This window comes from Brevundimonas sp. AAP58, from assembly GCF_001295975.1.
Taxonomy (GTDB): Bacteria; Pseudomonadota; Alphaproteobacteria; order Caulobacterales; family Caulobacteraceae; genus Brevundimonas.
Map to the genome: position 1 here is coordinate 1 of NZ_LJHU01000051.1, position 26,290 is coordinate 26,290.

30 protein-coding genes and 1 pseudogene are annotated in these 26,290 nt (G+C 68.1%); 21 read left to right on the top strand and 10 right to left on the bottom strand.

What is annotated here, in order from left to right; translation table 11 throughout:
* A pseudogene (locus IP78_RS07030) lies at positions 1 to 188 on the bottom strand (hypothetical protein); the annotation flags it as partial.
* 186 nt (positions 189 to 374) lie between these two features.
* Here IP78_RS07030 and IP78_RS07035 point away from each other — a divergent pair.
* Positions 375 to 1,418 (top strand): hypothetical protein, encoded by a 1,044-nt coding sequence (locus tag IP78_RS07035; RefSeq protein WP_156320321.1) that lies wholly within the window; start codon positions 375 to 377, stop codon positions 1,416 to 1,418.
* Between the two features lie 30 nt (positions 1,419 to 1,448).
* Here the strand turns inward: IP78_RS07035 and IP78_RS07040 are convergent, their stop codons facing one another.
* On the bottom strand, positions 1,449 to 2,867 hold the full coding sequence (locus IP78_RS07040; RefSeq protein ID WP_054110988.1) for a hypothetical protein: 1,419 nt from the start codon (positions 2,865 to 2,867) through the stop codon (positions 1,449 to 1,451).
* Positions 2,868 to 3,010: 143 nt separating this feature from the next.
* On the opposite strand from IP78_RS07040, the gene IP78_RS07045 reads away from it, so the two are divergent.
* The 13 genes from IP78_RS07045 (at position 3,011) to IP78_RS07100 (ending at position 12,390) form a co-directional block, all read left to right on the top strand.
* The gene (locus IP78_RS07045) at positions 3,011 to 4,810 is read left to right on the top strand and encodes a M3 family oligoendopeptidase (RefSeq protein WP_054110989.1); all 1,800 of its coding nucleotides are present in this window, start codon (positions 3,011 to 3,013) and stop codon (positions 4,808 to 4,810) included.
* A 45-nt stretch (positions 4,811 to 4,855) separates the two neighbouring features.
* Positions 4,856 to 6,193, top strand: coding sequence for a serine hydrolase (locus tag IP78_RS07050; RefSeq protein ID WP_054110990.1), 1,338 nt, complete (start codon positions 4,856 to 4,858; stop codon positions 6,191 to 6,193).
* A 47-nt stretch (positions 6,194 to 6,240) separates the two neighbouring features.
* Complete coding sequence (locus IP78_RS07055; RefSeq protein ID WP_054110991.1) at positions 6,241 to 6,540, top strand: BrnT family toxin; 300 nt, start codon at positions 6,241 to 6,243, stop codon at positions 6,538 to 6,540.
* Positions 6,509 to 6,775 carry a BrnA antitoxin family protein gene (locus tag IP78_RS07060; protein ID WP_054110992.1) on the top strand — a complete coding sequence of 89 codons (267 nt, stop codon included), beginning with the start codon at positions 6,509 to 6,511 and terminating at the stop codon, positions 6,773 to 6,775. The genes IP78_RS07055 and IP78_RS07060 overlap by 32 nt, the downstream gene beginning before the upstream one ends.
* Before the next feature lie 69 nt (positions 6,776 to 6,844).
* Complete coding sequence (locus IP78_RS07065; RefSeq protein WP_054110993.1) at positions 6,845 to 7,117, top strand: aa3-type cytochrome c oxidase subunit IV; 273 nt, start codon at positions 6,845 to 6,847, stop codon at positions 7,115 to 7,117.
* A gap of 76 nt (positions 7,118 to 7,193) precedes the next feature.
* Entirely contained in the window at positions 7,194 to 8,327 is a 1,134-nt protein-coding gene (locus IP78_RS07070) for a Re/Si-specific NAD(P)(+) transhydrogenase subunit alpha (protein ID WP_054110994.1), read from the top strand.
* Positions 8,324 to 8,923, top strand: coding sequence for a hypothetical protein (locus IP78_RS15265; RefSeq protein ID WP_156320322.1), 600 nt, complete (start codon positions 8,324 to 8,326; stop codon positions 8,921 to 8,923). The genes IP78_RS07070 and IP78_RS15265 overlap by 4 nt, the downstream gene beginning before the upstream one ends.
* A gap of 3 nt (positions 8,924 to 8,926) precedes the next feature.
* A complete protein-coding gene (locus IP78_RS07075; RefSeq protein WP_054110995.1) occupies positions 8,927 to 9,259 on the top strand; it encodes an NAD(P) transhydrogenase subunit alpha in 333 nt (110 codons plus the stop codon).
* Between the two features lies 1 nt (position 9,260).
* On the top strand, positions 9,261 to 9,566 hold the full coding sequence (locus IP78_RS07080; protein WP_054110996.1) for a hypothetical protein: 306 nt from the start codon (positions 9,261 to 9,263) through the stop codon (positions 9,564 to 9,566).
* Positions 9,566 to 9,868, top strand: a complete 303-nt coding sequence (locus IP78_RS07085) for a nucleotidyltransferase family protein (RefSeq protein ID WP_054110997.1) — start codon at positions 9,566 to 9,568, stop codon at positions 9,866 to 9,868. The genes IP78_RS07080 and IP78_RS07085 overlap by 1 nt, the downstream gene beginning before the upstream one ends.
* Positions 9,865 to 10,218: a DUF86 domain-containing protein gene (locus IP78_RS07090; protein ID WP_054110998.1), complete on the top strand. Its 354-nt coding sequence runs from the start codon at positions 9,865 to 9,867 to the stop codon at positions 10,216 to 10,218. The genes IP78_RS07085 and IP78_RS07090 overlap by 4 nt, the downstream gene beginning before the upstream one ends.
* Positions 10,215 to 11,633: an NAD(P)(+) transhydrogenase (Re/Si-specific) subunit beta gene (locus tag IP78_RS07095; protein WP_054110999.1), complete on the top strand. Its 1,419-nt coding sequence runs from the start codon at positions 10,215 to 10,217 to the stop codon at positions 11,631 to 11,633. The genes IP78_RS07090 and IP78_RS07095 overlap by 4 nt, the downstream gene beginning before the upstream one ends.
* A gap of 1 nt (position 11,634) precedes the next feature.
* A complete protein-coding gene (locus IP78_RS07100; protein WP_197272402.1) occupies positions 11,635 to 12,390 on the top strand; it encodes an endonuclease NucS domain-containing protein in 756 nt (251 codons plus the stop codon).
* On the opposite strand, the gene IP78_RS07105 is transcribed toward IP78_RS07100, so the two are convergent.
* The gene (locus tag IP78_RS07105) at positions 12,391 to 12,672 is read right to left on the bottom strand and encodes a DUF2442 domain-containing protein (protein WP_054111001.1); all 282 of its coding nucleotides are present in this window, start codon (positions 12,670 to 12,672) and stop codon (positions 12,391 to 12,393) included.
* Positions 12,665 to 12,931: a DUF4160 domain-containing protein gene (locus IP78_RS07110; RefSeq protein ID WP_054111002.1), complete on the bottom strand. Its 267-nt coding sequence runs from the start codon at positions 12,929 to 12,931 to the stop codon at positions 12,665 to 12,667. The genes IP78_RS07105 and IP78_RS07110 overlap by 8 nt, the downstream gene beginning before the upstream one ends.
* A 61-nt stretch (positions 12,932 to 12,992) precedes the next feature.
* Here IP78_RS07110 and IP78_RS07115 point away from each other — a divergent pair, with 61 nt between their 5' ends.
* Both IP78_RS07115 and IP78_RS07120 read left to right on the top strand, forming a co-directional pair.
* Positions 12,993 to 13,433, top strand: coding sequence for a cupin domain-containing protein (locus tag IP78_RS07115; protein ID WP_054111003.1), 441 nt, complete (start codon positions 12,993 to 12,995; stop codon positions 13,431 to 13,433).
* A complete protein-coding gene (locus IP78_RS07120; protein WP_054111004.1) occupies positions 13,423 to 13,845 on the top strand; it encodes a DUF1801 domain-containing protein in 423 nt (140 codons plus the stop codon). The genes IP78_RS07115 and IP78_RS07120 overlap by 11 nt, the downstream gene beginning before the upstream one ends.
* A 157-nt stretch (positions 13,846 to 14,002) precedes the next feature.
* Here the strand turns inward: IP78_RS07120 and IP78_RS07125 are convergent, their stop codons facing one another.
* Positions 14,003 to 14,245, bottom strand: a complete 243-nt coding sequence (locus tag IP78_RS07125) for a hypothetical protein (protein ID WP_197272403.1) — start codon at positions 14,243 to 14,245, stop codon at positions 14,003 to 14,005.
* A 113-nt stretch (positions 14,246 to 14,358) separates the two neighbouring features.
* Between IP78_RS07125 and IP78_RS07130 the strand changes: the two genes are divergently transcribed.
* The 3 genes from IP78_RS07130 to IP78_RS15500 all read left to right on the top strand — a co-directional run bounded on the left by IP78_RS07130 (position 14,359) and on the right by IP78_RS15500 (position 19,860).
* The gene (locus IP78_RS07130; RefSeq protein ID WP_054111005.1) at positions 14,359 to 15,348 is read left to right on the top strand and encodes a YafY family protein; all 990 of its coding nucleotides are present in this window, start codon (positions 14,359 to 14,361) and stop codon (positions 15,346 to 15,348) included.
* A gap of 113 nt (positions 15,349 to 15,461) precedes the next feature.
* A complete protein-coding gene (locus tag IP78_RS07135) occupies positions 15,462 to 16,910 on the top strand; it encodes a sigma-54 dependent transcriptional regulator (protein ID WP_054111006.1) in 1,449 nt (482 codons plus the stop codon).
* A 184-nt stretch (positions 16,911 to 17,094) separates the two neighbouring features.
* The gene (locus IP78_RS15500) at positions 17,095 to 19,860 is read left to right on the top strand and encodes a TonB-dependent receptor plug domain-containing protein (protein WP_054111007.1); all 2,766 of its coding nucleotides are present in this window, start codon (positions 17,095 to 17,097) and stop codon (positions 19,858 to 19,860) included.
* Between the two features lie 71 nt (positions 19,861 to 19,931).
* On the opposite strand, the gene IP78_RS07145 is transcribed toward IP78_RS15500, so the two are convergent.
* From IP78_RS07145 to ykgO, 3 genes are all read right to left on the bottom strand, one after another.
* Positions 19,932 to 20,252 (bottom strand): hypothetical protein, encoded by a 321-nt coding sequence (locus IP78_RS07145; protein WP_054111008.1) that lies wholly within the window; start codon positions 20,250 to 20,252, stop codon positions 19,932 to 19,934.
* A gap of 13 nt (positions 20,253 to 20,265) precedes the next feature.
* The gene (locus tag IP78_RS07150; protein ID WP_054111009.1) at positions 20,266 to 20,541 is read right to left on the bottom strand and encodes a DUF2312 domain-containing protein; all 276 of its coding nucleotides are present in this window, start codon (positions 20,539 to 20,541) and stop codon (positions 20,266 to 20,268) included.
* Between the two features lie 181 nt (positions 20,542 to 20,722).
* Complete coding sequence (gene ykgO / locus IP78_RS07155) at positions 20,723 to 20,848, bottom strand: type B 50S ribosomal protein L36 (protein WP_054111010.1); 126 nt, start codon at positions 20,846 to 20,848, stop codon at positions 20,723 to 20,725.
* Positions 20,849 to 21,149: 301 nt separating this feature from the next.
* Here ykgO and IP78_RS07160 point away from each other — a divergent pair, with 301 nt between their 5' ends.
* Positions 21,150 to 22,424, top strand: coding sequence for a lytic murein transglycosylase (locus tag IP78_RS07160; RefSeq protein WP_054111011.1), 1,275 nt, complete (start codon positions 21,150 to 21,152; stop codon positions 22,422 to 22,424).
* A gap of 12 nt (positions 22,425 to 22,436) precedes the next feature.
* Here IP78_RS07160 and IP78_RS07165 read toward each other — a convergent pair whose 3' ends face one another.
* Positions 22,437 to 23,426: an aldo/keto reductase gene (locus IP78_RS07165; RefSeq protein WP_054111012.1), complete on the bottom strand. Its 990-nt coding sequence runs from the start codon at positions 23,424 to 23,426 to the stop codon at positions 22,437 to 22,439.
* A 188-nt stretch (positions 23,427 to 23,614) separates the two neighbouring features.
* On the opposite strand from IP78_RS07165, the gene IP78_RS07170 reads away from it, so the two are divergent.
* Positions 23,615 to 25,339: a lytic transglycosylase domain-containing protein gene (locus IP78_RS07170; RefSeq protein WP_054111013.1), complete on the top strand. Its 1,725-nt coding sequence runs from the start codon at positions 23,615 to 23,617 to the stop codon at positions 25,337 to 25,339.
* A gap of 197 nt (positions 25,340 to 25,536) precedes the next feature.
* On the opposite strand, the gene IP78_RS07175 is transcribed toward IP78_RS07170, so the two are convergent.
* Entirely contained in the window at positions 25,537 to 26,205 is a 669-nt protein-coding gene (locus tag IP78_RS07175) for a glutathione S-transferase (RefSeq protein ID WP_054111014.1), read from the bottom strand.
* Positions 26,206 to 26,290: the final 85 nt, after the last annotated feature.

Sequence of the window (26,290 nt, forward strand, 5' to 3'; positions counted from 1 at the left end):
TCAGGATCGACCGGCTCGGGCACGGGAGCGTGTGTGTCCCGCCGCAACCACCCCTCGGCGGCCGCACGGCGCCAGAAGGTGGAGGGGGCGAGATCGAACTCGCGGCAGACGAAACTGCCGGTCGCACCGGAGAGATAGGCGTCGCGCGCGAGGGTCCAGAGGTCGTCAGTGGGGGCTGCGTCGGTCATGGGGGAGATCATGACACGGCGATGCGTCAGAATCGGACGCAGGGCGAGGAGCCTAGCTTTCGATCCACACTCGGACTTTCGTCCCACTCAAAGCCAAAGGCGAACCTAAAGGCGAGTGTGCTCAACCCTTGGTCTCAGACACGACAGCTGCCAAGCTTCGCCGCATCGTCTCGCTGGGGGGCTTGAATGATAGACGCTGTCCTGACGCCAATAACCTGGATCGTCTTCGGGATCGCAATGGCGGTGATCGGTATCGCCCTAACCGCGATCATGCCGCCGCGGTGGGTCCTCGAACGTTTCATTCGCCGTCGCCTCCGGAAGCGCAGCGAGCCACTGCCGCCAAGTCTGACGCACGGCGGAACATGGCGTCCCTCGCTGTCAGGCATCGCGGCCCTCGCGGGCGGGCTGTGCCTGCTCATGCTCGTACTGGCCGCCTGGCGACTGGGACCGGCCATCGGTTCAGGCTCCGACGTCAACGTCCAGGTCGAGCTCGATCGCATAGCAAGGCACCAGATCGTGGTGATCGCTGGATTGTTTTCCTTCGCGGTCACAGCGGTCGTGTTGCTTGTATTCAAACCCCAGTCTCCTCGAGCCTACGTGGTGACCGCGCTCGCGCCCTCGACAGTCATCGTCATCGCCACCTCGATTGTTTCAAGAGCGTGGCGGTTTCGGATCGAGCTCTCACCTGAACTCATCGTCAAGCTCTGCCTGACCTGTGGCGAGCCCCAGCCTCCGCCGAGACCGCCCGAGCCCGTCGTCGTCAGCGTCAGCATTGACGGCGGCACCGTCGCGGCGGAGTGCCCGAGAGACCCGCGCACGCGGATCGGTCCGTTCGAAACCGGCAAGGACACTCTGGCAAACGGGCAGACGGCCCTGCAAACGCAGGTCGGCCGCGCGCTTCAGGCGTTGCGCGACCGGGATCAGGACCGGATTCTTCGATCCTTCGTCATCATCGGATCGGCAGACGAGAGCCGCTTCGAACGGCGTCAGGACCAATCGTGCACCGGCAACATGGATCTGGCCCGCTGCCGCGCCGAGAAGGTGGCCGCCGCTCTGCCGGCCGCGCTGGGCGACGGCGCGGTCGGCGCGCCGCCCGTCATGCTGTTGAACGCCAGCGGCGGCCTGGTCCGATGGACCGAGGGGCCCCGGGAGTCAGTCTCGGGCCGTGAGGTTCGCCTTTGCGCGCTGTGGGAAACGGGGTCGCCCCGGCCGGCTCCGGCCAGGGGCTGACGGATCGGCCGCCAGGACGCTTCTCGTCGTTCAGTCCAGCACAACTCGAGCCGCTTCAACTTGATGCGCCACCCCAGCCGCGCTGAACAGGGCGGCGAGGTCGCCGGCGGGATCGGCGGAGCCCTCGTCCAGCATGCGTTCGATGATCCGGCGCGGCGCGGGATCGCCCGACGCCTCGGTCAGGGCCGAGAGCCAGTCCTCGCGGGACAGGACGTTGTCGGTCTGGTCGCGGCGGAAGCGGGCGACGACGCCCAGCCAGTCGCGGTCGCCGGAGCGGCGGGCGGCGGTCTCGAACGCCAGAGCCCACACGGCACCGCAGCCGTAGAAGGCGCGATGCTCGCCCCGGTCGCCGGCCTCGATCACCGGGCCGTTGCCGGCGAGGGACAGGCATTCGTCGACCGACGCCTGAAGCGCGGCGCGGGCGTCGTAGTCCGGATCGAGCGCGGCAAGCGCGCGGATGGCGAGGAGGTCGGAGCCCCCTTCGGTGATCCAGCCGTCGCGGGCGAACTCATAGCGGAGGTCCTGGCTGCCCAGCCAGAAGTGGGCGGCCTCGTGGGCGATGAACCAGCGCACGGCGTTGAACACGGCCGGAGAGCGTTCCAGCACCCCCTCCCCTTCCAGATCCATGACGACGAGGTTGGGCAGGACGCTGCCGGCCATGCTGGTGACGCCCGAGGTCGGGCCGCTCCAGCTGACCATCAGGGTGGGACGATCGCCCGTGCGGGGGCCGAGCCGCTCGGCGTAATGGGCCATGACCCGGGGGGTGAAGGCGTCCAGGGACTGGGCCAGCCAGGCCGGGAGCGCGGGGTCGACGATGGCGGCGATCGCCTCGGCCTCGGCGGCCTCGGCCGCGCCGAAGTAGACGTAGGCGTCGGCCTGGGTCGCCGTGACGGCATCCTGTCTCTGCCCCCGGAACAGCACCGGACCCGAAGCATCGCGCCAGGAGACCTCGGTCGGGCCGCCGGGCAGCTCGACCCCGTTGAGATCGGCGGGGAGGTCGGCGGCGGCCTCGGCGCTGTCGAGCGGAATCAGGTTGAACTGCTCGGTGTAGAGGGCGACCGAGCCGTCGGTGAACACCAGGGACGGCGCATAGGCGGCCTCCAGATCACCGCCGGCGGGGCGCATGGCGATGCGGACGCGGCGCGGCAGCGCGCTCCCGTCCGCCGATCTGAGCACATCGTAGCGGCCGATGCGGACGAGCGCGACGCCCGGCGTCTCGACGGTCCAGCGCTCGGCCCGCCAGGCGCGGCGGCCCTCGCGCATCAGGGCGGAGGCCCGGAAGGCATAGGCGGGACGATCCAGCGCCAGGTCATAGTCGACGGTCCAGTGCTCGCCGTCGCGGAGCACGGAGACGCGGGCCAGGGGCGCGTCAGGAGCCGCCTCCTGCGCCAGGGCGGGACCGGCGAGAACGGCGACGAGAAGGGCGGCGGCGAGGAGGATCAGCTTCATGAACCGTGTTCCGGCGATGCGCGGCGGACCTACGACCGGGTCGCGTCGGCGTCACCTTAAGCTTTGCTCATGCTCGCGGTGGATCGTTGTCTGGCGGCGATGCCCCGTTGCGCCGGGCCGCCTCCGTGCCCACAAAGCGAGGCATGAACGCGCCCTTCAAAGCCCCCGCCGTCACCGAACCCCCGCTGTGGGACCTGTCCGATCTGTATGCGTCCCGCGATGACGCGCGGGTGTCGGCCGATCTGGAGGCCTCGCGCGGGGCGGTCGCGGAACTGAACGCGCTGCAGGGCCGGATGCTGGCGGAGCGCGCCGACGCGGCGGCGCTGGGGGCGACGCTGGACCGGGCGATTGGGCTGTATGAAAGGGCGTCGGAGAAGCTGGGGGCGCTGGGGGCCTATGCGTTTCTGGCGGCCTCGACGGACCGGAGCGACGCGGCCGCGCAAGGGTTCGAGGCGGACCTGAGGGAGAAGATCACGGCGGTGGCCACGCCGACCGTCTGGCTGACGCTGGAGATCAATCAGCTGGAGGAGGCCGAGCTGGAGGCGGCGCTGAACGCCCATGCGGGCGCGGCGCGCTGGCGGCCATGGCTGCGGCGGGTGCGGGCGATGAAGCCGCATGAGCTGTCGCAGGAGCTGGAGACCTTCGTCGCCGAGCGCATGCCCATCGCGGCCCAGTGGCCGCGCCTGTTTGACGAGACTCTGGCCGCCATGAAGGTGAAGGCGGGCAAGGATGAGCTGACCCTGTCAGAGGCGCTGAACCAGCTGTCCGACCCGAAGGAGGCGCGGCGGAAGGCGGCGGCCGAGGGGCTGAACGTCGCGCTGGCGGCGCGGGTGCCGACGCTGGCGCTGGTGCTGAACACCGTCGCGGCGGACAAGGCGATGGAGGACCGCTGGCGCGGCTTCAAGCGGCCCGCCCACAGCCGCCACCTGTCCAACGAGGTCGACGGCGAGGCCGTGGACGCCATGGCCGACGCGGTGGCCGCCGCCTATCCGCGCCTGTCGCACCGCTACTATGCGCTGAAGGCCCGAGTGCTGGGCAAGGCGAAGCTGGATCAGTGGGACCGGAACGCCCCGCTGGAGACCAACGCGCCGCGCGGCTTCGACTGGGGCCAGGGGCGCGATCTGGTGCTGGAGAGCTTTTCCGACCTTGGCACGGAGTTCGCAGACCGGGCGGGGCGATTCTTCGACAAGCCGTGGATCGACGGCCGCGCCCGGCCGGGCAAGCAGTCGGGCGCCTATGCCCACCCGGTGACGGCGGACCGGCACCCCTATGTCTTCCTGAACTGGATGGGCGAGCGGCGCGATGTGCTGACGCTGGCGCACGAGCTGGGCCACGGGGTGCATCAGACCCTGGCGGCCGAGAAGGGCACGCTGCTGGCCGAGACGCCGCTGACGCTGGCCGAGACCGCGTCGATCTTCGCCGAGGGGCTGACGTTCGACCGGCTGCTGGCGACGGCGCCCAAGGCCGAGCAGCGCGGCCTGCTGGCCGGCCGCATCGAGGACGGGCTGAACACCGTGGTGCGCCAGATCGCCTTCCACCGCTTCGAGACGCGGTTCCACGACGAGCGGGCCAAGGGCGAGGTCTCGGCCGAGCGGCTGGGCGAGCTGTTCCTGGAAGAGATGGGGGCGTCGCTCGGTCCAGCCGTCACGCTGAACGAGGGCTACGCCGCCTGGTGGAGCTACGTCAGCCACTTCGTCCACGCGCCCTTCTACGTCTACGCCTATGCGTTCGGGGATCTGCTGGTCGCGGCCCTGATGGAGACCCGCGCCAAGGACCCGGCCGGGTTCACGCCGCTGTATCGCGACCTGCTGGCGGCGGGGGGGACCCTGACCTATGCGGAGGCGCTGAAGCCGTTCGGGCTCGACCCGCGCGATCCGGCCTTCTGGACCATCGGCACGCGGCGGCTGGAGCGTCTGATCGACCAGTTCGAGACGCTGGTCTGACGCCACCGCGTTGACGGAGGGGCGGGCGCGGGCCAGCGTTCGGCCATGCGCAAGACAGCCCTGATCCTCGCCGCGACGCTGGTCGCTTCGCCCGTTCTCGCCCAACAAACGCCGCCGGAGCGGCCACCCGCCGTCCGGGCCATGGCGGCGGGCTACAAGGCCCTGATGGTCTGCGGGGCCGTGTTCAACGCGCGCGAGGCGGGGGCGGAACGCAGCCTGGACAGCATCCGCGACAATGAGCTGACCGGGATCTACGCGGAGCTGGATCCGCTGGTGCGCGAGATGCCGATGGAGGTGGGCGACGGCTTCGTGCGGGTGCCGTGGGGCTCGCCCCTGCCCGACCGGCTGGCGGTGCACACGCCCGGACGCGGTTGCGCGGTCGCGCCGGTGGGGGCGGAAGGCCTGCCGGAGCGCGAGCCGATCGCGCGCGCGGTCTCCCGCGACTGGCCGACGGCAGAACCGAGGGGCGACGCGGCGGCGCTGGATGCGGCGCTGACCGGCGCGTTGGCCGGCGCCTATGGCAATGCGAACACGACGGCGCTGGTGGTGGTGCAGGACGGGCGGCTGGTCGCCGAACGCTATGCGGAGGGCTTCGGCCCGGACACGCCCCAGCGCACCTGGTCGGTGGCCAAGAGCCTGGCCGGAACCCTCATCGGCTGGGCCGCGCACCGAATGGGCGGTCTGGATGTGAACGCACCCGCGACCATCCCCGAATGGTCGTCGCCCGGCGATCCGCGCGCGGAGATCACACTGGATGACCTGATGCGCATGGCGTCGGGCCTGACCAGCGACACGGCGGGCAATCGCACCGATGCGCTGTATTTCGGCGGGGTGACGATCGCCGAGCAGGCCACCGCCTGGCCCCTGATCGCGCCGCCGGGACAGGTCTATCGCTACGCCAACAACGACACCCTTCTGGCGGTCCACAGCCTGAGCGGCTTCTTCGAGGAGAATCCGCCGGCCGCCTTCTTCGACCGGCTGGGCATGGTCGATACCACCGCCGAGACCGACTGGAGGGGCGGCTACATGCTGTCCAGCCAGGTGTGGTCGACGGCGCGCGACCTGGCCCGCTTTGGCCAGCTGTATGTCCAGGACGGGGTGTGGGAGGGCGAGCGGCTGCTGCCGGAGAACTGGCGGGCCTATGTGTCGGCACCGTCGGGACCGCAGCCGAACGGGCGGTTGGGCTATGGTGCGACCTTCTGGCTGATGAACCGCTCCGAAGGCATCCCGGCCGACACCATCGCCGCCCAGGGCAACCGCGGCCAGTACGTCGTCATCGTCCCCAGCCGTCGCATCGTTGTGGTCCGGCGTGGCGAGGACGCGGGCGGCGGCGGCTTCGACATCGCCCGCTTCGCCCGGGATGTGCTGGCTGCGCTGGAGTGAGCTGGGTTGTGGTTGTCCATACAAAATTGTAAATACAAAAACTGTCGATGATCTTCGGTTGGGATCCCGAGAAGGCGCGGTCCAATCTCGTCAAGCACGGGATCGCCTTCGACGTCGCGATCAAGGTCTTCGACGACCCGAAGGCGTTGAGCGTTCCGGATCGGATCGTCGACGGCGAAGAACGATGGCGAACCGTCGGCAGGATCGGCTTCACCACCGTGCTTTTCGTTGGACACACCTGGTTCGACGCCGACGGTGAAATCTATGTCCGAGTGATCACGGCCCGAAAGGCGACCCGACATGAGCAACTGGGGTATGAAACCGGCGACGAGAGATATCTCCGCTGAACTGGCGGCCATCGACGCCATCCGCGAGGAAGACATCGATCTGAGTGATGCGCCCGAGATCACGGATTGGTCGGGGGCCGTCCGAGGCAAGTTCTACCGCCCCGAGAAGCAGCCCGTGACCATTCGTCTCGACGCGGATGTGGTGGACTGGTTCAAGCGCACCGAGCCCAAGTACCAGACGGCGGTGAACCGGGTGCTGCGGGAGTACATGCTGGCGAACCGCAAGGCGGGCTGACGGGTTGAGCCCTCGCCCGCGATCGCTATAAGACGCCGCCGAACACCCTATTCGCCGGACCCGCATTTCATGGCCGATCACCCGCATCACACCTCGCACGACGCCGCCGATCATGATGCCGAGGCCTATGTCCGCGGCTCGATGACGATCGAGGAGCAGCGTCAGACGTGGGACCTGTTCATGGGCCTGACCAAGTGGGGCTCTCTGGTGGTGGCGTCGCTGCTGTTGCTGCTGACCCTGTGGTTCATGCCGAACGGCAGCCTGATGACCGGCCTGATCGGCGCTGTCGTTCTGGCCGTCGCCGGCTTCTTCTTCCTGAAGAGCCCCAAAGAGTCGCACTGATCGGGCGACCGCGCCTTTGACGCGGCCGCCCTCCGCCGCCTAACGTTCATCCGTCCATAGGGACGGAGGGATTCGCGTGGGCCTGACCATCGCCGTGACCCGGGAGCGCCATCAGGGCGAGACCCGCTGCGCCGTCACCCCGGAAACGGTCAAGAAGTTCGTCGCCCTGGGCGCGGCCGTCTCGATCGAGGCGGGGACCGGCCACGGGTCCTCCATCCCTGACGCCGACTACGCCGCCGCTGGCGCGACGGTGAAGCCGGATACGCGCGCGGTGCTGGATGGCGCGGACCTGCTGCTGAAGGTGCGCGGGCCGACGCAACAGGAGATCACGGCGCTGAAGCCCGGCGCGGTCGTCGTCGCCCTGCTGGACGCCTATCGCGAGAAGGACACGGTCTCGGCCCTGGCCAAGGCCAACGTCACGGCGTTTGCGATGGAGTTCGTGCCGCGCATCACCCGGGCCCAGGTGATGGATGCCCTGTCGTCGCAGGCGAACCTGGCGGGCTATCGCGCCGTGATCGAGGCGGCCAACGCCTATGGCCGGGGCTTTCCCATGATGATGACGGCGGCCGGCACCGTCGCCGCCGCCAAGGTCTTCGTCATGGGCGTGGGCGTCGCGGGGCTGCAGGCCATCGCCACGGCGCGGCGTCTGGGTGCGGTCGTCACGGCCACCGACGTGCGCCCCGCCACCAAGGAGCAGGTGGAATCTCTGGGGGCCAAGTTCGTCGCCGTCGAGGACGAGGAGTTCCAGAACGCCCAGACCGCCGGCGGCTACGCCAAGGAGATGTCGGCCGAGTACAAGGCCAAGCAGGCGGCCCTGACGGCGACCCACATCACCAAGCAGGACATCGTCATCACCACGGCCCTGATCCCCGGCCGCCCGGCGCCGGTTCTGGTCACCGCCGACCATGTCGCCTCGATGAAGCCCGGCTCGGTCATCGTCGACCTGGCCATCGAGAACGGCGGCAACGTCCAGGGGGCCAAGCTGAACGAGGTGGTGACGACGCCGAACGGGGTGACGATCGTGGGCCTGGCCAACCTGCCCGGCCGGATCGCGTCGGACGCGTCGAGCCTCTACGCCAAGAACCTGGTCGCGTTCGCGGGGTTGCTGATCAAGGAAGGGGCGCTGGCCCCGGACCTGGAGGACGAGATCCTGAAGGCGGCGGTGGTCACGCACGGCGGCGCGGTGGTGCATGAGGGGGTGCGGGGGTGAGTGTCGATCTGAGCAATTCGAATGCGGCCAAGAGTGGCGGAACCGTATCGCGAGCCGCTGGCGATGTCGCGAACACGATCGGCCTAGCCTACATCGGCTTGATTGCTGGTAGCTGGCTCGGAACCCTGCTTTTCAAAATGAGGGTGTTAGGGTTTTGGGATGGGTCCCAAGATTTTATCGCGGGGTTTTATAATCCGCTTGAACTTCTGATGAGGGTTATCGCGCTTGGGCCTGGACTGATCGCTATCTGGATAGCTGGGTGGCTGGAGAGACGATCAGTTAGTCGCGGGAAAGCAGTGCGATCTGACGAGGTCCGTTTTCGAGTGCCATCTATTGTTGCGACGACTCTCGGAGTCGTTCTCACGATCCTGGCGGCCGTTATTCTGGTGATCGACAACCCGCCAAACCCCTATCGGTATGCAGCCTATCAGTGCTCCGGAACGAACTGCCGTGATCACGAGGCTGGCTATGCATGGGCAGCAGAGCAGGCGGTGTTCTCCTCTGACGACTGCGCAGTAGATCGATCCCGCACCTTCCGTGAGGGGTGCAGATACTACGTCGAACGGACCCTGGCAGCTGCTTCTGGAGAAGAATGACAGATGGAACACGTCGACCCCACCGTCTTCCGCCTGGCGATCTTCGTGCTCGCCATCTTCGTCGGCTACTACGTCGTCTGGTCGGTGACTCCGGCGCTGCACACACCCCTGATGGCGGTGACCAACGCCATTTCCAGCGTCATCATCGTCGGCGGCCTGATCGCGGCGGCGGCGGCGTCGGGCGACGGCGTCGGCGGCTGGATCGCCAAGGGGGCGGGCGTCGCGGCCGTGACGCTGGCATCCGTCAACATCTTCGGCGGCTTCATGGTCACCCGCCGGATGCTGGCCATGTACAAGAAGAAGGAACGCCCGGCGAAGGTCGAGGCCAAGGGCTGACATGACCCCCAACGCCCTCTTCGCCAGCCCGGTCGCCGTGGCCCAGACCGTCTCGTGGATCGCCACGGGCATCGGCGTGGGCCTGTGGCTGTGGAGCTGGCTGGGCGAGAAGGACGCGATCCAGAAGCTGCGCCTGAGGGACTGCGGCGTCATCCTGCTGTTCGCGGGCATCCTGGCGCGGATCGTGGTGCAGGAGCGGGCCATGACGCCGTTCGACTGGGCCATGAGCCTGCTCGGCCCCCTCTTCATCGCCGCCGCCCTGTGGCGGCTGGGACGCACGGCAACTGCGGGGGCGGAGCGGGGCTGATGGACCGGCCGCAGACCTTGCTGGATCAGGTGCTGGACGTTCTCCGGGCCCATCAGGAAGCAGCCAAGGCGGCCGGAGCCGAACTGATCGGCGTTGTCGGCTCGATCGCTCGCGGCGATGCGGGTGCCGACAGCGACGTGGATGTGGTGTTCGACGCGCGAGACGACCTGGACTACTGGCGCCTCGGGGGGCTTCAGATGGATCTCCAGGACGCGCTCGGTCGCCGGGTCGATCTGGTGGATCGGCTGATGATGCGGCCCGAGCGGTGGCGCTACATGGCCGAGGACCTCGTGCCGCTATGAGCCGACGCCCTGTCCGCGCCTTGCTTCAGGACATCGTCGACTACGGCGAGGAGGCCGTTGCGACCGTGGCCGATCTGGACGGCGACGCCATCCTCGCCGAACGCTTCCGCGAGCATGCCGTGCTGCGGACGGTCCAGATCGTCGGCGAGGCGTCGGCCCAGATCCTTCAGGTTCGCCCTCAGGGTATCGAAGGGCTGGCGCTTCGCGACGCGGCCGGGCTCCGAAACATTCTGGTCCATGGCTATGCCAAGGCCCGGATGGACCGGGTGGTGATCATCGTCAGGCGCGACGTCGTCGCCCTGGTGAATGCGGCGAAGGCTGCGTTGGCGACAGGGGAAGACTACGAATGAACGCATCCATCGCGGCCCTGGCCTATCTGGCCGCCGGCGTCCTCTTCATTCTGTCGCTCAGGGGGCTGTCCAGCCCGGAGACCAGCCGTCAGGGCAACACCTTCGGCATGGTCGGCATGGCGCTGGCGGTCGGGATCACCCTGCTGACGCTCGGGACCACGGGCGCGCTCGATCCCCTGACGCTGGCGCTGCTGGCCGGGGGCGTGATCGTCGGCGGCGGGGCGGGGGCCCTGATCGCCAAGCGGGTGGCCATGACCGACATGCCCCAGCTGGTCGCGGCCTTCCACAGCCTGGTCGGCATGGCCGCCTGTCTGGTCGCGGTCGGGGCCGTCTATGCGCCCGAAAGCTTCGGCATCGCCACCGAGGACGGCGGCATCAAGATGCTGTCGATCGTCGAACTGGCCCTGGGCGTCGCCATCGGGGCCATCACCTTCACCGGCTCGGTGATCGCGTTTGCCAAGCTGAACGGCAACATGAGCGGCGCTCCGATCATCCTGCCGGCGCGCCACCTGATCAACATCGGCCTGGCGCTGGCCCTGATCTTCCTGATCGGCATCATGATCGGCTCGGGCGGGACGGCGATTTGGGCCTTCTGGGGCATCTTCGCCATTGCGCTGATTCTGGGGGCGACCCTGATCATCCCGATCGGCGGGGCCGACATGCCGGTCGTGGTGTCGATGCTGAACAGCTATTCCGGCTGGGCGGCGGCGGCGCTGGGCTTCACGCTCGAGAACATCGCCCTGATCATCACCGGCGCCCTCGTCGGGTCGTCGGGCGCGATCCTGTCCTACATCATGTGCAAGGGCATGAACCGCAGCTTCATCTCGGTCATCCTGGGCGGCTTCGGCGGAGGCGACGCGGCCGCCGGCGCGGGCGGCAAGGTCGAGACGCGGCCGGTCAAGCAGGGCTCGGCCGACGACGCCGCCTTCATCATGAAGAATGCCTCCAAGGTCATCATCGTCCCAGGCTACGGCATGGCGGTGGCCCAGGCCCAGCATGCCCTGCGCGAAATGGCCGACAAGCTGAAGGAGGAGGGCGTCGAGGTGAAATACGCCATCCACCCCGTCGCCGGCCGCATGCCCGGCCACATGAACGTGCTGCTGGCCGAGGCCAACGTCCCCTACGACGAGGTGTTCGAGCTGGAGGACATCAACGCCGAGTTCGCCTCGGCAGACGTCGCCTTCGTGATCGGCGCCAACGACGTCACCAACCCGGCCGCCAAGACCGACCCCACCAGTGCCATCTTCGGCATGCCGATCCTGGACGTGGAAAAGGCCGGCACCGTCCTCTTCATCAAGCGCGGCATGGCGGCGGGCTATGCGGGCGTCGAGAACGAGCTGTTCTTCCGCGACAACACGATGATGCTGTTCTCGGACGCCAAGAAGATGGTCGAGGGGATCGTGAAGGGGCTGTGAGGTGAGAGACGACTACCGCATGTGGCTTGTCCGCCAGAAGTATGATGCGGGCACGGTCACGGCGCAGATGCATAGAGCCGGTCGGGTCGAAAAGCACTACGGTGATCTAGACGAGCACTATGCGAAGGATCGCTTGGCTTCGGTTGTCGCGTCTCTGGTCTACACAACAGAGGACAAGCGGCGGTCCAGGCCAAATCCCTCGAAGATCCCGTTCGAAGGCGACATCCGCAGCAATCTGGCATCCTATAAGAACGCGATCGAGCGGTATCGCCGTTTCCGAGACAACGGAGGCGATGTCTTGGGTGACGAACCACTTGAGACGACCGGCGTTTCGCCGGTGGCTTTAGCACCACCCGGTTGGGCCGATGCAGAGGACTTGGGCCAGCGGATCGGCCTTGAACGTGACATGCAGGCGGCGCTTAGGCTGGCCATCGACGATCTCGAAGCCGGTCTGAAGGTCGTCGATGAAGGAGCGGAGCGCTTCGTTGAGTCCGGTCGGATCGACATCACCTGCCGCGATGCTGCTGGTGCTTACGTCGTCATTGAGTTGAAGGCGGGGCCAGCCGGCCAACGCGCAGTCGCTCAAGTTCTGAGCTACATGGGCGACGTTTTGGTCGAAGAAGCCGACAGCGAAGTAAGGGGCATTCTGATCGCGTCTGAGTTCGACAAGAAAGCCGTCGCGGCGGCCCGCATGGCTCCTTCCCTGAAGCTCGTCGAGTACGGAGTGAAGTTCAGCTTTCGCCCTGTAAGTACATAATCACACCGCCGCGCTCACAGCCCTCAGCGTCCCCGCTTCCCGCATCGTCATCTGGGCGTTGATCGGGTCGATGTTGCAGCCGTTGGGCCAGGTCGGCGTGCCCATCTCGACGAAGACGCGGCGAAAATAGGCGGGGTCGCGCAGGGGTTCGGTCACCTCACCCAGCCCGACGAAGTCGGTCAGGTCGATCACACCGACCGTGTCGTCGTCGAACACGATTTCCAGCCGATAGCCGTCCAGCGCCCGGACGCGACGCGCCTCCACCATCCGGATCTCAGTCATCGCTCAGTCCCTCGATCTTGAAGGTCGGCTTGCCCTGCACGGCCAGGTCCCAGTTCTGCATCAGGGCGTCCCGATGCTGTTCGCTCCATTGTAGCACATACCGCGTCTCGCGCCGCGACAGCCCGCCGGCGATCACCCGCCCGGTGCGGATGTCGAACAGCGCCTTCAGCCCGCCATGCGCCGCGTGGATGTGCGGCGGGGCGTGATCGAAGAAGTTGATCGTGATGATGATGCCATAGAAGGTGGCGATGATCGGCACGACGAGCCTCGTGGACGGTCGCTGTTCGCGTCATGGTGGCGCAGAACGATGCGGAGTTGCAATGCTGACCGCCGCCGACGTCATCGCCCTGCTGGACCTCAAGCCCCATCCCGAGGGCGGGCATTACCGGGAGACCTTTCGCGATCCACGCGAGGTCGGCGGACGGTCCGTCGGCACCGCCATCTACTTCCTGCTGGCGGCGGGCGAGCGGTCACACTGGCATCGGGTCGACGCGGCCGAGATCTGGCATTGGCATGCGGGGGCGCCCCTCGTGCTCGGCGTGTCTGACGGAAAGACCAGCGAGACCCTGACGCTGGGTCCCGACCTCCTGGCCGGTCAGCGGCCGCAAGGCGTGGTGCCCGCCCGCGCGTGGCAGGCCGCCCGGAGTCTTGGCGACTGGAGCCTGGTCGGTTGCACGGTCTCCCCGGGCTTCGACTTCGCCGGGTTCGAGCTGGCCCCGGCCGGATGGTCCCCAAAGGAGGAGCCCGGACATGCCCTATGAAGCCAAGACCAAGCCCACGCCCGTTTCGCCACAGGCCTTCATCGACAGCGTCGATCACCCCGGCCGACGCGAGGACGCGCAGGCGCTGCTGGCGCTCCTGACCGAGGCGACCGGGGAGCCGCCGGTCATGTGGGGGCCATCGATCATCGGGTTCGGCAAATACAGCTATCGCTATGATAGCGGCTGCAGCGGTGAATGGTTTCTGGTCGGGTTCTCGCCGAGGAAGGCCAATCTGGTGCTCTACATGGCCGCCTATGACGACGGGCGGGACGCGTTTCTGGCGCGGTTGGGCAAGCACAAGACAGGCAAGGGCTGCATCTATCTGAACCGGCTGGCCGATGTGGACACTGGCGTCATCGCCGAGATGGCGAAGTGGAGCATGAAGACCCTGAAGGAGAGGCACCCGGACTGAGGGTGCTTCCATAATCTCCGCTCATCCCGGCGAAAGCCGGGACCCAGTGCTTAAGCGAGGCACGGCGTACGGGATCACCGCTTTCGCGACCCTGGCAAGTCGGATCGCCCAAAGAACTGGGTCCCGGCTTTCGCCGGGATGAGCGGAAAGATGAAAGTCACGCCGCCATCCGCCACTCGACCTCGCCACCCCCGCGCGCCTCGTCCCACAGGGCGTCCTCGTCGGAGTAGCGGGCCGACACCCGCGCATCGATCACGTCGATCACCTGTTCCTCCAGCCGGTCCCAGATCACCGCCAGGTCGCCGCAGCCCTCGGCTTCGCACGGCACGATCAGATAGCGGTTGGCGGCCACGGCGGCGGCGGGGCTGAAGGTCGGGCGGGGGGCGAACATGCGGGCCATTTGTCTGTCTCCGGGTTCGGCGTCGTGCCGTTGAGGAGACTGTGGATGCGTGATACGTCAAAATCGGACGTATCGCGTTCGGGCTGCGTTCTTTTTTCGATGAGGCCCCTGAGATGCGCCACGACAAGGCGTTCCAGCTGATTGAACTGGCCCGGCGCATGGCGGCCTCGGCCGAGGGTCTGACGCTGGACGACATGGCGCGCGAGCTGCGGGTCGCGCGGCGCACGGCCGAGCGGATGCGCGACGCGGTGATTGCCCTCTTCCCGACTGCGGAGGAGGTGTTCGACCCCCCGCATAAACGCTGGCGCATCCGGGGCGGGCTCTCGGCTTTCGAACAGGCCCCGACCGCGACCGAGATGCTGGAGCTGACCAAGGCGGCGCAGGCCCTGCGGGCGTCCGGCGAACCCGCGCGTGCGGCGGCGCTGGAAAGCCTGGAGCGCAAGCTGAAGGCCGCCATGCGCTCGACCGCGCTCAACCGCATGGCGCCCGATCTGGAAGCGCTGGTGCGGGCGGAGACCATCGCGGTCCAGGCCGGGCCGCGTCCGACGGCGGACGAGGCCATGCTGGCGACCATCCGGGCGGCGGTGCTGGCGCAGAGCCCGCTGGGCTTCACCTACAGCCGCCCGAACGCCGAGCCGCGCCGACGCAGCGTGGCCCCCTGCGGCCTGATGTTCGGCCGGGCCAACTATCTGGTCGCGGCGGACCGCGAGACCGGCCGCATCCAGACCTTCCGGCTGGACCGCATGAGCGCGGTGGAGCGGCAGGAGGGGATGGCCACGCCGCCCGAGGACTTCGATCTCGCCGCCTTCGCCAGCCAGTCCTTCGGAATCTATCAGGACCAGGTCGAGGACGTGGTCCTGCGTGTCCTTCCCGGCGAGAAGGCTGACGAGGCGCGCGGCTGGCGCTGGCATCCGACGCAAGCGCTGGAGGACCAGGCGGACGGGTCGGTGGTTGTGCGGTTTCGGGCGTCGGGCATGCGCGAACTGGCCTGGCACCTGTTCACCTGGGGCGATCAAGTGACGATCCTCGCGCCGGATCGCCTGAGAGCCGTCATGGCCGAGGAGATCGCGGCGGCCGGCCGCGCACTCAAGGCCGGCGCTTAACCGTCCAGACACCACGTCGGCCAACCCGATCTTCACCGCGTCGGGCCTAGAACCGTCCCGAAACGAGCCAGTCCCGCCTTTCGAGGACCGGCCGACGATGGGGTGTCCTACTCATGGCCAAGACCGTTCTGGTGGTCGACGACGATCCGACGCAGCGCCGCCTGGTGCAGGCGGTGCTGGACCGCGAGGGCTATCAGGTCGTCCACGCCGAGTCAGGCGGCGAGGCCATCGATCGCCTGACCAAGGGCGGCGGGGCCGACGTGGTCCTGCTGGATCTGGTCATGCCGACCATGTCGGGCATGGAATGCCTGGCCGAGATCCGTACGGCGGGCGTGACCACGCCGGTCATCGTCCTGACCGCGAACGGCGGCATCGAGACCGTGGTCAAGGCCATGCAGGCCGGTGCCCAGGACTTCTTCGTCAAGCCCGCCAGCCCGGAACGCATCCTGGTCGGCATCCGCAACGCCCTTCAGCTGACCCAGCTGACCGCCGAGGTCGGCCGCCTGAAGAAGCATGTGTCGGGCCGGACCACCTTCGCCGACCTCGTGGGCGACAGCCGCTCCATGCAAATGGTCAAGCAGCTCGGCGCCCGCGCGGCCAGGTCATCCATCCCCGTCCTGATCACCGGCGAAAGCGGCGTCGGCAAGGAGGTCATCGCGCGCGCCCTGCATGGCGCGTCGGACCGCGCCGGCAAGCCGTTCGTGGCGGTGAACTGTGGCGCCCTGCCGGTCAATCTGGTCGAGTCGATCCTGTTCGGCCACGAGAAGGGCAGCTTCACCGGGGCCCACGACAAGCACCTGGGCAAGTTCGCCGAGGCCAACGGCGGCACCCTGTTCCTGGACGAGATCGGCGAGCTGCCGCTGGACATGCAGGTCAAGCTGCTGCGCGCGCTGCAGGAAGGCGAGATCGACCCGGTCGGCTCCAAGCGGTCGGTCAAGGTCGACGTGCGAATCGTCTCTGCGACCAATCGCGACCTGTCTGGCGCCGTGGCGGCAGGCACCTTCCGCGAGGACCTGTTCTATCGCCTGAACGTCTTTCCGATCGAGGCCCCGGCCCTGCGCGAGCGGCGCGACGACATCCCGGCCCTGATCGACCACTTCGTCGCCCGCTTCAACGCCGAGGAGGGCAAGCGCATCATGGGCGCCTCGCCCGAGACGCTGGCGCTGCTGACAGCCTTCGACTGGCCCGGCAATGTGCGCCAGCTGGAGAACACCATTTATCGCGCCATCGTGCTCGCCGACGCGCCGTTCCTGCAGCCGCATGATTTTCCGGCCATCTCGGGCGTCGCCATGCCGCTGGAGGCCCAGCCGTCAGCCGCCGTCGCCGCGACGCCGTCGTACGCGGACCTGCCGCCCCTGCCCGACCAGCCGATCAAGATCCTGGATGAGCGCGGCCATCTGCGCACGCTGGAGGACATCGAGCGCGACCTGATCCAGCACGCCATCGAGGTCTACGCCGGCCACATGTCGGAGATCGCGCGCCGCCTCGGCATCGGCCGCTCGACGCTCTATCGCAAGGTCCGGGAGCAGGGTCTGGAAGGCGCGATCAAGGAAGCCGGGTGAGGCGAGCGTGACACCGGGGTCACACTCCGGATGCGTTACAGCGCACTGTAACAAATCGCCTCATTGACGCCGCGACGGAACGGCACCACTGGCGCGTGAAATCCGATTGGCCTGTCTGCGTTCGTCCGATCCGGATGGACGGCGGACGACCATTCTCCCCCGCCTCCGCCTCAGACGAGTTCCCATGACCATCGCCTCCGCCCTGCTCGCGGCGCTCGCCTCGGGCGCGCTCCAGACCGCGCCGGCCCAGACCGCGCCCGTCCCGTCCCAGCCGACCCCTCCGGTCGCCCAGGAGGATCAGGAGAACGACCAACCGTCCGGGGCCTCGGTGCCTGAGGACGCCGACTACGTCCTGCCCGAGGTTCAGGTCGCGGGAACCCGCGGACGGGTCCAGGGCGACATCGAGCCGGAAATCACCCTCGATTCGGGCCAGCTCATCGCCTACGGCGCGACCAATGTGGCAGAGCTGCTTGAGGCGCTGGAGCCGCTGACTCGCTCGAACCGGGGTCGCGGCGGCGGGGGGCCGGTCGTGCTGCTGAACGGGCGGCGCACGTCGGGTTTCCAGGAAATCCGCACCATTCCCTTCGAGGCCATCGAGCGCACAGAGATCCTGCCCGAGGAAGCGGCCTTGACCTATGGCTTCGCGGCTGACCAGCGGGTCGTGAACATCGTGCTGAAGGCCAACTTCACCCAGGCCAATACAGAGGCGACCTACCGCGCACCCACCCAGGGCGGGCGTAACTCGACCGAGGTCGAGGGTGGCTATTTCTCCATCGTCGGCGGCAACCGGCTGAACGTCAGCCTGGAGCGCGAGCACGACACGGCGCTGTTCGAAACCGAGCGGGACATCGTACGCGACCCCGGCAGCCAGCCCTTCGATCGGATCGGCAATGTCGCGGGCATCCCGTTCGGAAGCGAGATCGACCCGGCGCTGTCCGGGCTGGCGGGCCAGACCGTCACCATCGCCGCCAATCCGGGCGGTCCCAATCCGACGCTGGCCGGCTTCGCCGCCGGGGCGAACAGCCCGCGCACAGGCGACCTGACCCAGTACCGCACCCTGTTGCCGCGCGGCGACGAGACCACGCTGAACGCCTCTCTCGCCCGCGACCTGAATGAGACGATCAAGGGCACGGTGAGCCTGAACCTGCAGGAGCGCACCAGCTTCTCCTACCTCGGCCTGCCGGGTGTCAGCCTGACCGCTCCGGCCGGGCGCAACGGCTCGCCCTTCAGCCAGGACGTTTCGGTGTTCCGCTACATCGACGACCCCTTCGCCGTGACGCGGGACAATGAGACCCAGACGGTCAATCTGGGTCTTCTTCTGGATGGCTTCCTCGGCGACTGGCGCTGGAGCCTGTCGGGTAGCTATGACCGGGTCGAGACCGACACCACGACGGGACGGGGCCTCGATGCCACGGCCGCGCAGGCGGCGGTGACAGCCGGAACGCTCAACCCGTTTGGCGACCTGGACCCCTCGCGCTTCACCCGACTGATCGACACGGCGAACTCGGTGTCCAGCGGCGGTAATGTCGAGGCCGTCTTCAACGGGGACCTGTACGCCCTGCCAGCGGGTGACATCTCGGCGACCTGGCGCGTTGGCGTGGATACGCGCGACCTGTCCTCGGAGAGCACGCGTTCGGGGGTGTTCACCGCCAGGTCCATCGGCCGGGACCGGGTGTTCACCTCGGGCAATCTGACGCTGCCGATCTCGAACGGCGTGGATGTGCTGCGTCCGATCGGCGATCTCTCGGTCAATCTGAATGGCGGCTACAATGACGCCTCTGACATCGGCGGGCTGACGACGTGGGGCGCGGGCCTGAACTGGTCACCCCTCGACGCGCTCGGCATCGTCATCAGCTACACCAACGAGGACGGAGCGCCGTCCATCTCGCAGCTCAACGACCCGGTCATCTCGACGCCCAACAGCGCCGTTTTCGACTTCAACACCGGCGAGACGGTGCTGGTGACCCGGATCACCGGCGGCAATCCCGGACTGACCCCAGACAACCGCCAGGTCTGGAAGGCGGGATTCAACTGGCAGGCCACCTCCAATCTGACGATCCGGTCGGACTACACGCGAACGACGATCGACGGGGCCATCGTCGGCTTTCCGACGATCACGCCGGACCTCGAAGCGGCCCTGCCCGAGCGGTTCACACGTGATGCCGCCGGTCGATTGATCCAGCTGGATGCGCGACCGCTGAACTTCACCCAGACCGAGCGCTCCGAACTGCGCAGCGGCTTCAACTTCTCGACGTCCTTCGGCCAGCCGAACTTCGCAGCGGCCGGGGGTCCTGGCAGCATGGGCGCGATCATGTTCGGCGGCGGAGGCGGCGGACGTCCGCAGGGTGCCGGTGGCCCTCCTCGCGGTGGCGGCCGGCCCCAGGGCGCGGGCGGTCCTCCGGGCGGAGGCGGTGGTCAGGTCCGTGGCGGCGGAGGCGGCGGTCGCGGTGGCGGCATGCTTCCCGGTCAGGGCCGTTTCAATCTGTCGGTCTTTCACACGGTGCGCTTCACCGACGAGGTGACGATCCGTCCGGGTCTGCCGGTGCTCGATCTGCTGGATGGCGACGCCACCGCAGGCAATGGCGGCACGCCAAGGAACGAGGTCCAGGTGCAGGGCGGTGTGTTCCGCAACGGCTTTGGCGCCTTCATGAACGCCAACTGGCGCCAGGGCTCAGAGGTCGACGGCGGGACCGGCGGATCGACGCTGAACTTCAGCGATCTGGCGACCGTGAACCTGACGATGTTCGCCGACCTGAACCAGCGGACAGCCTGGGTGGAACGCTTCCCGATCCTGCGCGGATCGCGCGTCAGCATCGGCATCCAGAACCTGTTTGACAGCCGCACCGAGGTGACGTCTTCGAGCGGGTCCGTGCCGCTGAACTACCAGCCCGACTTCCTCGACCCCGAGGGCCGGGTGGTGCGGATCAGCCTGCGCAAGATCCTGTTCTAGGGCGCGCAGGGATTAGGGATCAGGGATTAGAGGCGTCGCACCAGCGGTTTGCCTGTAACGCCCTCCAACCCCTAATCCCTAATCCCTTTCTTCCGCCCCCAGCGCGGCGGCGGCACCTCGCCGGAGGCCTTCCTGGCGATTTCCTTCAGCTTGCGCCCCTGCATGGCCGACAGCGCCTGCCCCGGGGCACCCTTTTCAGGGTCGCCGAAGGCACGGCCATAGGTCTTCACCCGGTCGCCCACGGAATCGAGGAACTCGCCTTCCCATTCAGAGAGCGTGACGCCGGTCTTCTCGGCCGTGCGCTTGGCGCGTTTCAGCGCATTCAGGGCCGCGCGCTGGGCGGCCTTTCGCTGGGCCTCATAGGGGCTGAGGGTGGGAGGCTTCCTCTTCACGCCCCCGAAGGTGTCAGATTTCGCCGAGCGCGGACAGATAGAGGTCCAGGATCGCCTCTTCCTCCTGGCGCTTGGCGCGGTCCTGCTTCCTGATCCGCAGCACCTTCCTCAGCGTCTTGACGTCGTAGCCCTCGCCCTTGGCCTCGGCGAAGACCTCCTTCTGGTCGGCCATGATGGCCTGCTTGTCTTCCTCAAGCCGCTCCAGCCGCTCCACGATAGTGCGCAGCCGGCCCTGGGCCGCCGAGGTCAGGACGTCGGGGGAAGCGTCGAAGGAGGCGTCGTCGGGCATCTTGATTCCTTGGGCGCTCCCGCTCGGCGCGCGGTGCCTCGCTGCTTGAGCGCGTTCTGAGTGTGAGGCGAGACGCTAACCATGCCAGGCGGGTCGGCTCAACGGCAGGCACGAAAAAGGCCACGGACAATGTCCGCAGCCTGTGGATCGTTGGAGCGCGCCGCGTCGGCGCGCCGTCCAATCAGCCCTGCTTGGCCTTGAAGCGCGGGTCGGTCTTGTTGATGACGAAGACCACGCCCTTGCGGCGCACGATCTTGCAGTCGCGGTGACGACCCTTGAGCGACTTGAGCGAGCTGCGGACCTTCATGGCCTTGCATCCTTAGTGGCGCTAACGCTCGGCTCGCGGAGCCTTGCTGCTTGAGCGCGATTGGCGTGTCTGAAACAGAAAAGCCGTCGGCGGACCGGCGGCGGAACGGGGCCTATAGAGAAGGCGGGGCCTTGCGTCAACGACTGTGGTCGCTGGTGCCTGGATGACAGCACGAACCGACCGCCAAGCAGCGGAGAGGATTTATCGAGGCTTCACCTTATCGTGTGGAGACTGGTCACAATGCCGTGCCCTTTGGCGAGAGACTTGATCCGAACCGCCTTCCTCTGGGAAACCCCATCGCATGCGCCTTGACCACCGCCTTGTCCTGATCGCCTGCGTGTCGGCCTGCGCGCCGATGCTGCCGGACGCGCCGCCCGTCCCAGCCCGGGCGGCGACGGCACCGGTGACATCCGCGCCCGCCGCGCCGACCGTGACGACGCAGGAGCGACCCTATTCGACCGACGCCGCCGGGTTCGAGGGCTGGAAGCAGGGCTTTCTGGACCGGAAGGGTGGGAGCCGCCGCGCCCTCTATGCCCAGCAGCTGGACGGCCTGTCGCCCGACCCCGACGTGATCCGGCTGGATCGCAACCAGCCCGAGTTCAGCCGACCGGCGGGTGCCTATATCGGCAATGCGATCTCGGCGGGACGAATCGCCGAGGGGCGCCGTCGCCTGACCGCGGTTCCGGCGGATGTGCCCCAGCGATACGGGGTGCCGGCCGAGGTTCTGGTCGCCATCTGGGCGCTGGAATCCAGCTTCGGCCAGGTCCAGGGCTCCAACGACGTGATCCGGTCACTGGCCACCCTCGCCTATGACGGTCGCCGCCGCGACTGGGCGGAGGATCAGCTCAAGAACGCGCTCGACATCGTCATCGACGGGCGCAGGGACCGCGCGGGCCTGCTCGGCAGCTGGGCCGGGGCGATGGGCCAGACCCAGTTCATGCCCGACAACTATCTGCGCCTCGGCGTCGACCAGAACGGCGACGGGAAGGTCGACATCTGGGGCACGGACGCCGACGCCCTGGCCTCGGCCGCCAATCTGCTGGCGCAGGCCGGATGGAAGCGCGGGCAGCGCTGGGGCTACGAGGTCACCCTGCCCTCAGGCTTCGACTACGCCCTGGCCGAGGCAGACGGGCAGCCCTGGAGCTTCTGGGCGCAACGAGGGGTCCGACTGGCGGATGGCGGCCAGCCGGCGTCGGGCGAAGCGGGAGAAGCCGGGGTCATCCTGTTGCCGCAGGGCGCGCGGGGACCGGCCTTCCTGGCCTTGCCGAACCATTATGTGATCCGGCGCTACAACAACTCGGTCAGCTATGCGCTGGCCATCGGCCTGATGGCGGACGGGGTGGCCGGACGGCCCGGACTGGTCGGAACCTGGCCCGATGACGGGCCGCTGTCGCGCGAGCAGAGGTTCGGGGCCCAGACGGCGCTCGCGCGCATGGGCTATGACGTCGGCGGCATCGACGGTGTCATTGGCTCCGGCACCCGGCGAGCGCTTCGAGCCTGGCAGATGGCGAACGGCCGAACGCCGGATGGCTATCTGACCCCGGCGCTGGCGGACGAGTTGATGCGAGGCCTCTAGGGCCGGGGCGACCTAACGATTCAGCGCCGCCCGACCGGCTGCCGCATACCGCTCTCCGACCACAGCCTCCCTGGGGAAGGCGGCCTCGATCCGCGCCAGATCGTCCGGCGTCAGGTCGATGTCGACGGCCGCGACGTTCTCCTCCAGCGCCCGGAGACGGCGCGTGCCGGGGATCGGAACCAGGGCCTCGCCCTGAGCCAGTACCCACGCGAGAGCCAGTTGGGCGGCGGTGACGCCCTTGTCGGCAGCGATCCCGGTCACGGCGTGAACAAGGTCGATGTTCTTCTGGAAGTTCTCGCCCTGGAAACGGGGGTTGGAGCGGCGGAAATCGCCTTCCTCCAGATCGTCGATGGATTTGATCTCGCCCGACAGGAAGCCCCGCCCCAGCGGGCTGTAGGGCACAAAGCCAATGCCGAGTTCTTCGCACAGCGCCAGCAGCTCGTCCTCCGGCTCGCGCGACCACAGCGAATACTCCGTCTGCAAGGCCGTGATCGGATGGGTCGCGTGCGCCTTCCGCAGTGTTTCCGGCGCGGCTTCGGACAGGCCGAGGAAGCGCACCTTGCCCTCGGCGACCAGCTCGGCCATGGCCCCCACCGTCTCCTCGATCGGCGTGTCCGGGTCGACGCGGTGCAGACAGTAGAGATCGACGTGGTCGGTGTTCAGCCGTTTCAGGCTGCCCTCGATGGCGCGGCGCACATTGGCGGGCGAGCCGTCCACGGCCAGAGCCGTGCGATCGGCGTTGTAGCCGATGCCGAACTTGGTCGCGAGGAAGACCCGGTCGCGCTTGCCCGCGAAGGCCCGGCCCAGCAGTTCCTCGTTCGTGTAGGGGCCGTACATCTCGGCGGTGTCGAACAGGGTCACCCCAAGATCGAGCGCCCGGTGCAGCACCGCGGTCGCCGTCGCCTCGTCGGACGGCGCGCCGTAGAAGGCGCTCATGCCCATGCATCCGAGGCCGAGCGCGGAGACTTCGGGGCCGGATCGGCCGAGGCGACGCATCTTCATGGACGATCTCCTTTCGGGTTCGCCACAAAATCGGCGCCCGTCTCATGGATCACAAGGGTGAGGTGTCAAACCGCGAACCGATTGAGGACTCAGTCGGATTCCGGCATGGTCCTCGCTTGACGACCGAACGCAGACCGCGCGTCGATCCCGGATCGAGACCGCGACGCGCATCACGGGGGGCCGCCATCTTGACCGATTTTCGCCGACGCGCGCTTGCCGCGCCGACGATCGCCATCGCGGCCTCGCTGACGGCCCTGACCCTGTCCACCTTCGCCCTGCCCGCCCTCGCCGCGCCGGAACCCTACGCGGCCGTGACCGCCGACGAGGAACAGGACACGGTGCGCATCACCCCCAGCGCCCTCTCCAACTCCGACCGGCTCAGCTACACAACGGCCTTCGACGCCCTGAGGCGCGGGGACCTGGACGCTGCCCGCGACGCCGCCCGCCAGGCCAACGACCGCGTCCTGCTGGGCCAGGTCGAGTTCGAACGGCTGTTCCATCCCCGCTACACGGCGTCTTTTGAGGAACTGTCCGCCTGGCTTGACGAATATGCGGATCTGCCAACCGCGCAGCGCGTGCATGCGCTCGCCATGCGGCGTCGCCCCGATGGCGCGCCGGAACCGCGCCGACCCGCCGGCGTCTACGTCACCCGGACCTGGGACGCGGTCGCCGCCGGCGGCGGCAACTCAGAGGCCGATCCTGCCCGTGCGGCCCGTGTGGCGCTCAACCGCGACGATCTGGGAACGGCCATCGCGCTGGGCGAACAGATTGGCGACTGGTGGACGGTCGGGCTGGCCGCCTGGCGGACCGCCGACTATCCGCGGGCCTTCGCCGCCTTCGAGCGCGTCGCGGTCGATCCCACGGAAGACGCCTGGACCCGCGCCGGAGCGGCATACTGGACCGCCCGCGCCGCCGGACAGACGGGCCGCCAGGACCGCATCACCGAGTTTCTGCGCCTCGCCGCCCGATGGCCCGCCACCTTCTACGGCCAGATCGCGCTCCGGCAACTCGGCGAGGAACCGGCAATCATCAATGGCGGCCCCGTTCCCTATGACCTGGTTCGGGCGGCCTCGCTGATGGATGAGCCGCCCGGCGTCAACCAGCGTGAGATGGATGCCTTCCTGCGCGATGAACCCCGCGCCCGGCGCGCCGTCGCCCTGTTCGAGGTCGGCCGCCGGGGCGACGCCAGGGATGAACTGCGCAATGGCCTGCGCACCGCCGGTGACGCCACGCGCCGTCTCTGGACCGGCCTCGCCCGCGTTCTGGGCCCCCGCCTCGGTGGCTCGGCGGCCAACGATGCCTCGCGCATCGACGCCGCCGACTATCCCCAGCCGGAAATCAATCCGGAGGGCGGCTGGACGCTGGAACGCTCCCTTGTCTACGCCATCGCCCGCAAGGAAAGCGGCTTCAACGCCGAGGCCCGCTCGCCGGTCGGCGCCTATGGCATGATGCAGGTCATGCCCACCACCGCCGCCGAGATGACCGGCGACCGCGGCTTCGTCTCCGACCCGCGCCGCCTGTTCCAGCCTGCCACCAACGTCCGCCTCGGGCAGGAATATGTGAACCGCATGCTGGCGAGGCCCGAGTTCCAGGGTGACCTGTTGCGCGCGGTTTCCAGTTACAACGCCGGCCCGCGCCCGATGATCGAGGCGCTGCGTCGTCTCGGTCCGGATCCGGATCCCCTGCTCCTGATCGAGACCATCGACGTCCCCCAAGCCCGCGAATACGTCGAAAAGGTCGTCGCGGCCTACTGGATCTATCAGCGTCTGGCGGGTCGCCCTCTGAACACGCTCGACGCCGTCGTCGCGGGCCAGCGCCACATCCCGATCAGCCTCGACTACGTCCCGCCACCGCCATCAGAGACGGTTCCCACAACGCAGCTCGCCGCGACCGCGCCTGCTGACACCCGCTAGAGCAGGCTGCCGACCAGCGACGCGCACAGGCAGCAGCCCACGAGGATGAACAGCCCGTAGCTCATCAGGCTGGGGCGGCCTGGGACAGGGTCTGGCGTGCGCTCAGTGGACATGGCGGTTCCCGAAATCGCTCGCAGGGATAACGCCGATCCCTTAAGGCCGGGTTCGCCATCGCCCTTAACGGCGCGTTCGCCGTCCTAATGGGCTCCAGCGCCGTCCAGTTCCGTCCACTCCAGAAAATCCGGCTGCCGCAGCAGGTCCGCCACATAGTCGGCCGCCGATCCGTCATCGCCATGCGCCGCCAGATCGATCTGGTAGTGCCGGAACCGGCACGCCACCGGCGTCAGGAAGGCGTCGGCCATCGACCATTCGCCGAACAGATAGGGTCCGCCCGCGCCGAACCGCGCCCGCATCGTCACCATGATCTCGACCAGCCGACGCACATCGGCCGCCACCGCCTCGCTGGTCGGCGGATCGGCCCGATCGTCGCCGACCATCGTATGGATCACACCCTGCGCATCCGGCCCCATCCCGCACTCGGTCCGAAGCGCCCCGAACCCCGAATGCATTTCGCAGACCACCGACCGCGAGAGCCAACGCGCGGCCGGATCGGCAGGCCACAGCTTGGCCTGCGGATATCGCTCGGCGGCCCAGACCGAGATCGCCAGCGAATCCCAGATCGTCTCGCCATCGACCTTCAGCAACGGAACCTTGCCCGACGGCGACACCTGGGCCAGCCGGTCCTTCCAGCCGTCGCCATACAGCGGGATTTCAGTCAGCGTGAACTCCGCCCCGCACCGCTTCAGGACCAGCCAGGGCCTGAGCGACCAGGTCGAAAAGGCGATGTTGCCGACGATCAGTTCCATGTTTGGCGTCTCCCGAACCCGGCGATTCCTTGACATCGGCGGGTCGCACCGCCTTTACCCCGCCCCATGATCAGCCGCTACGCCC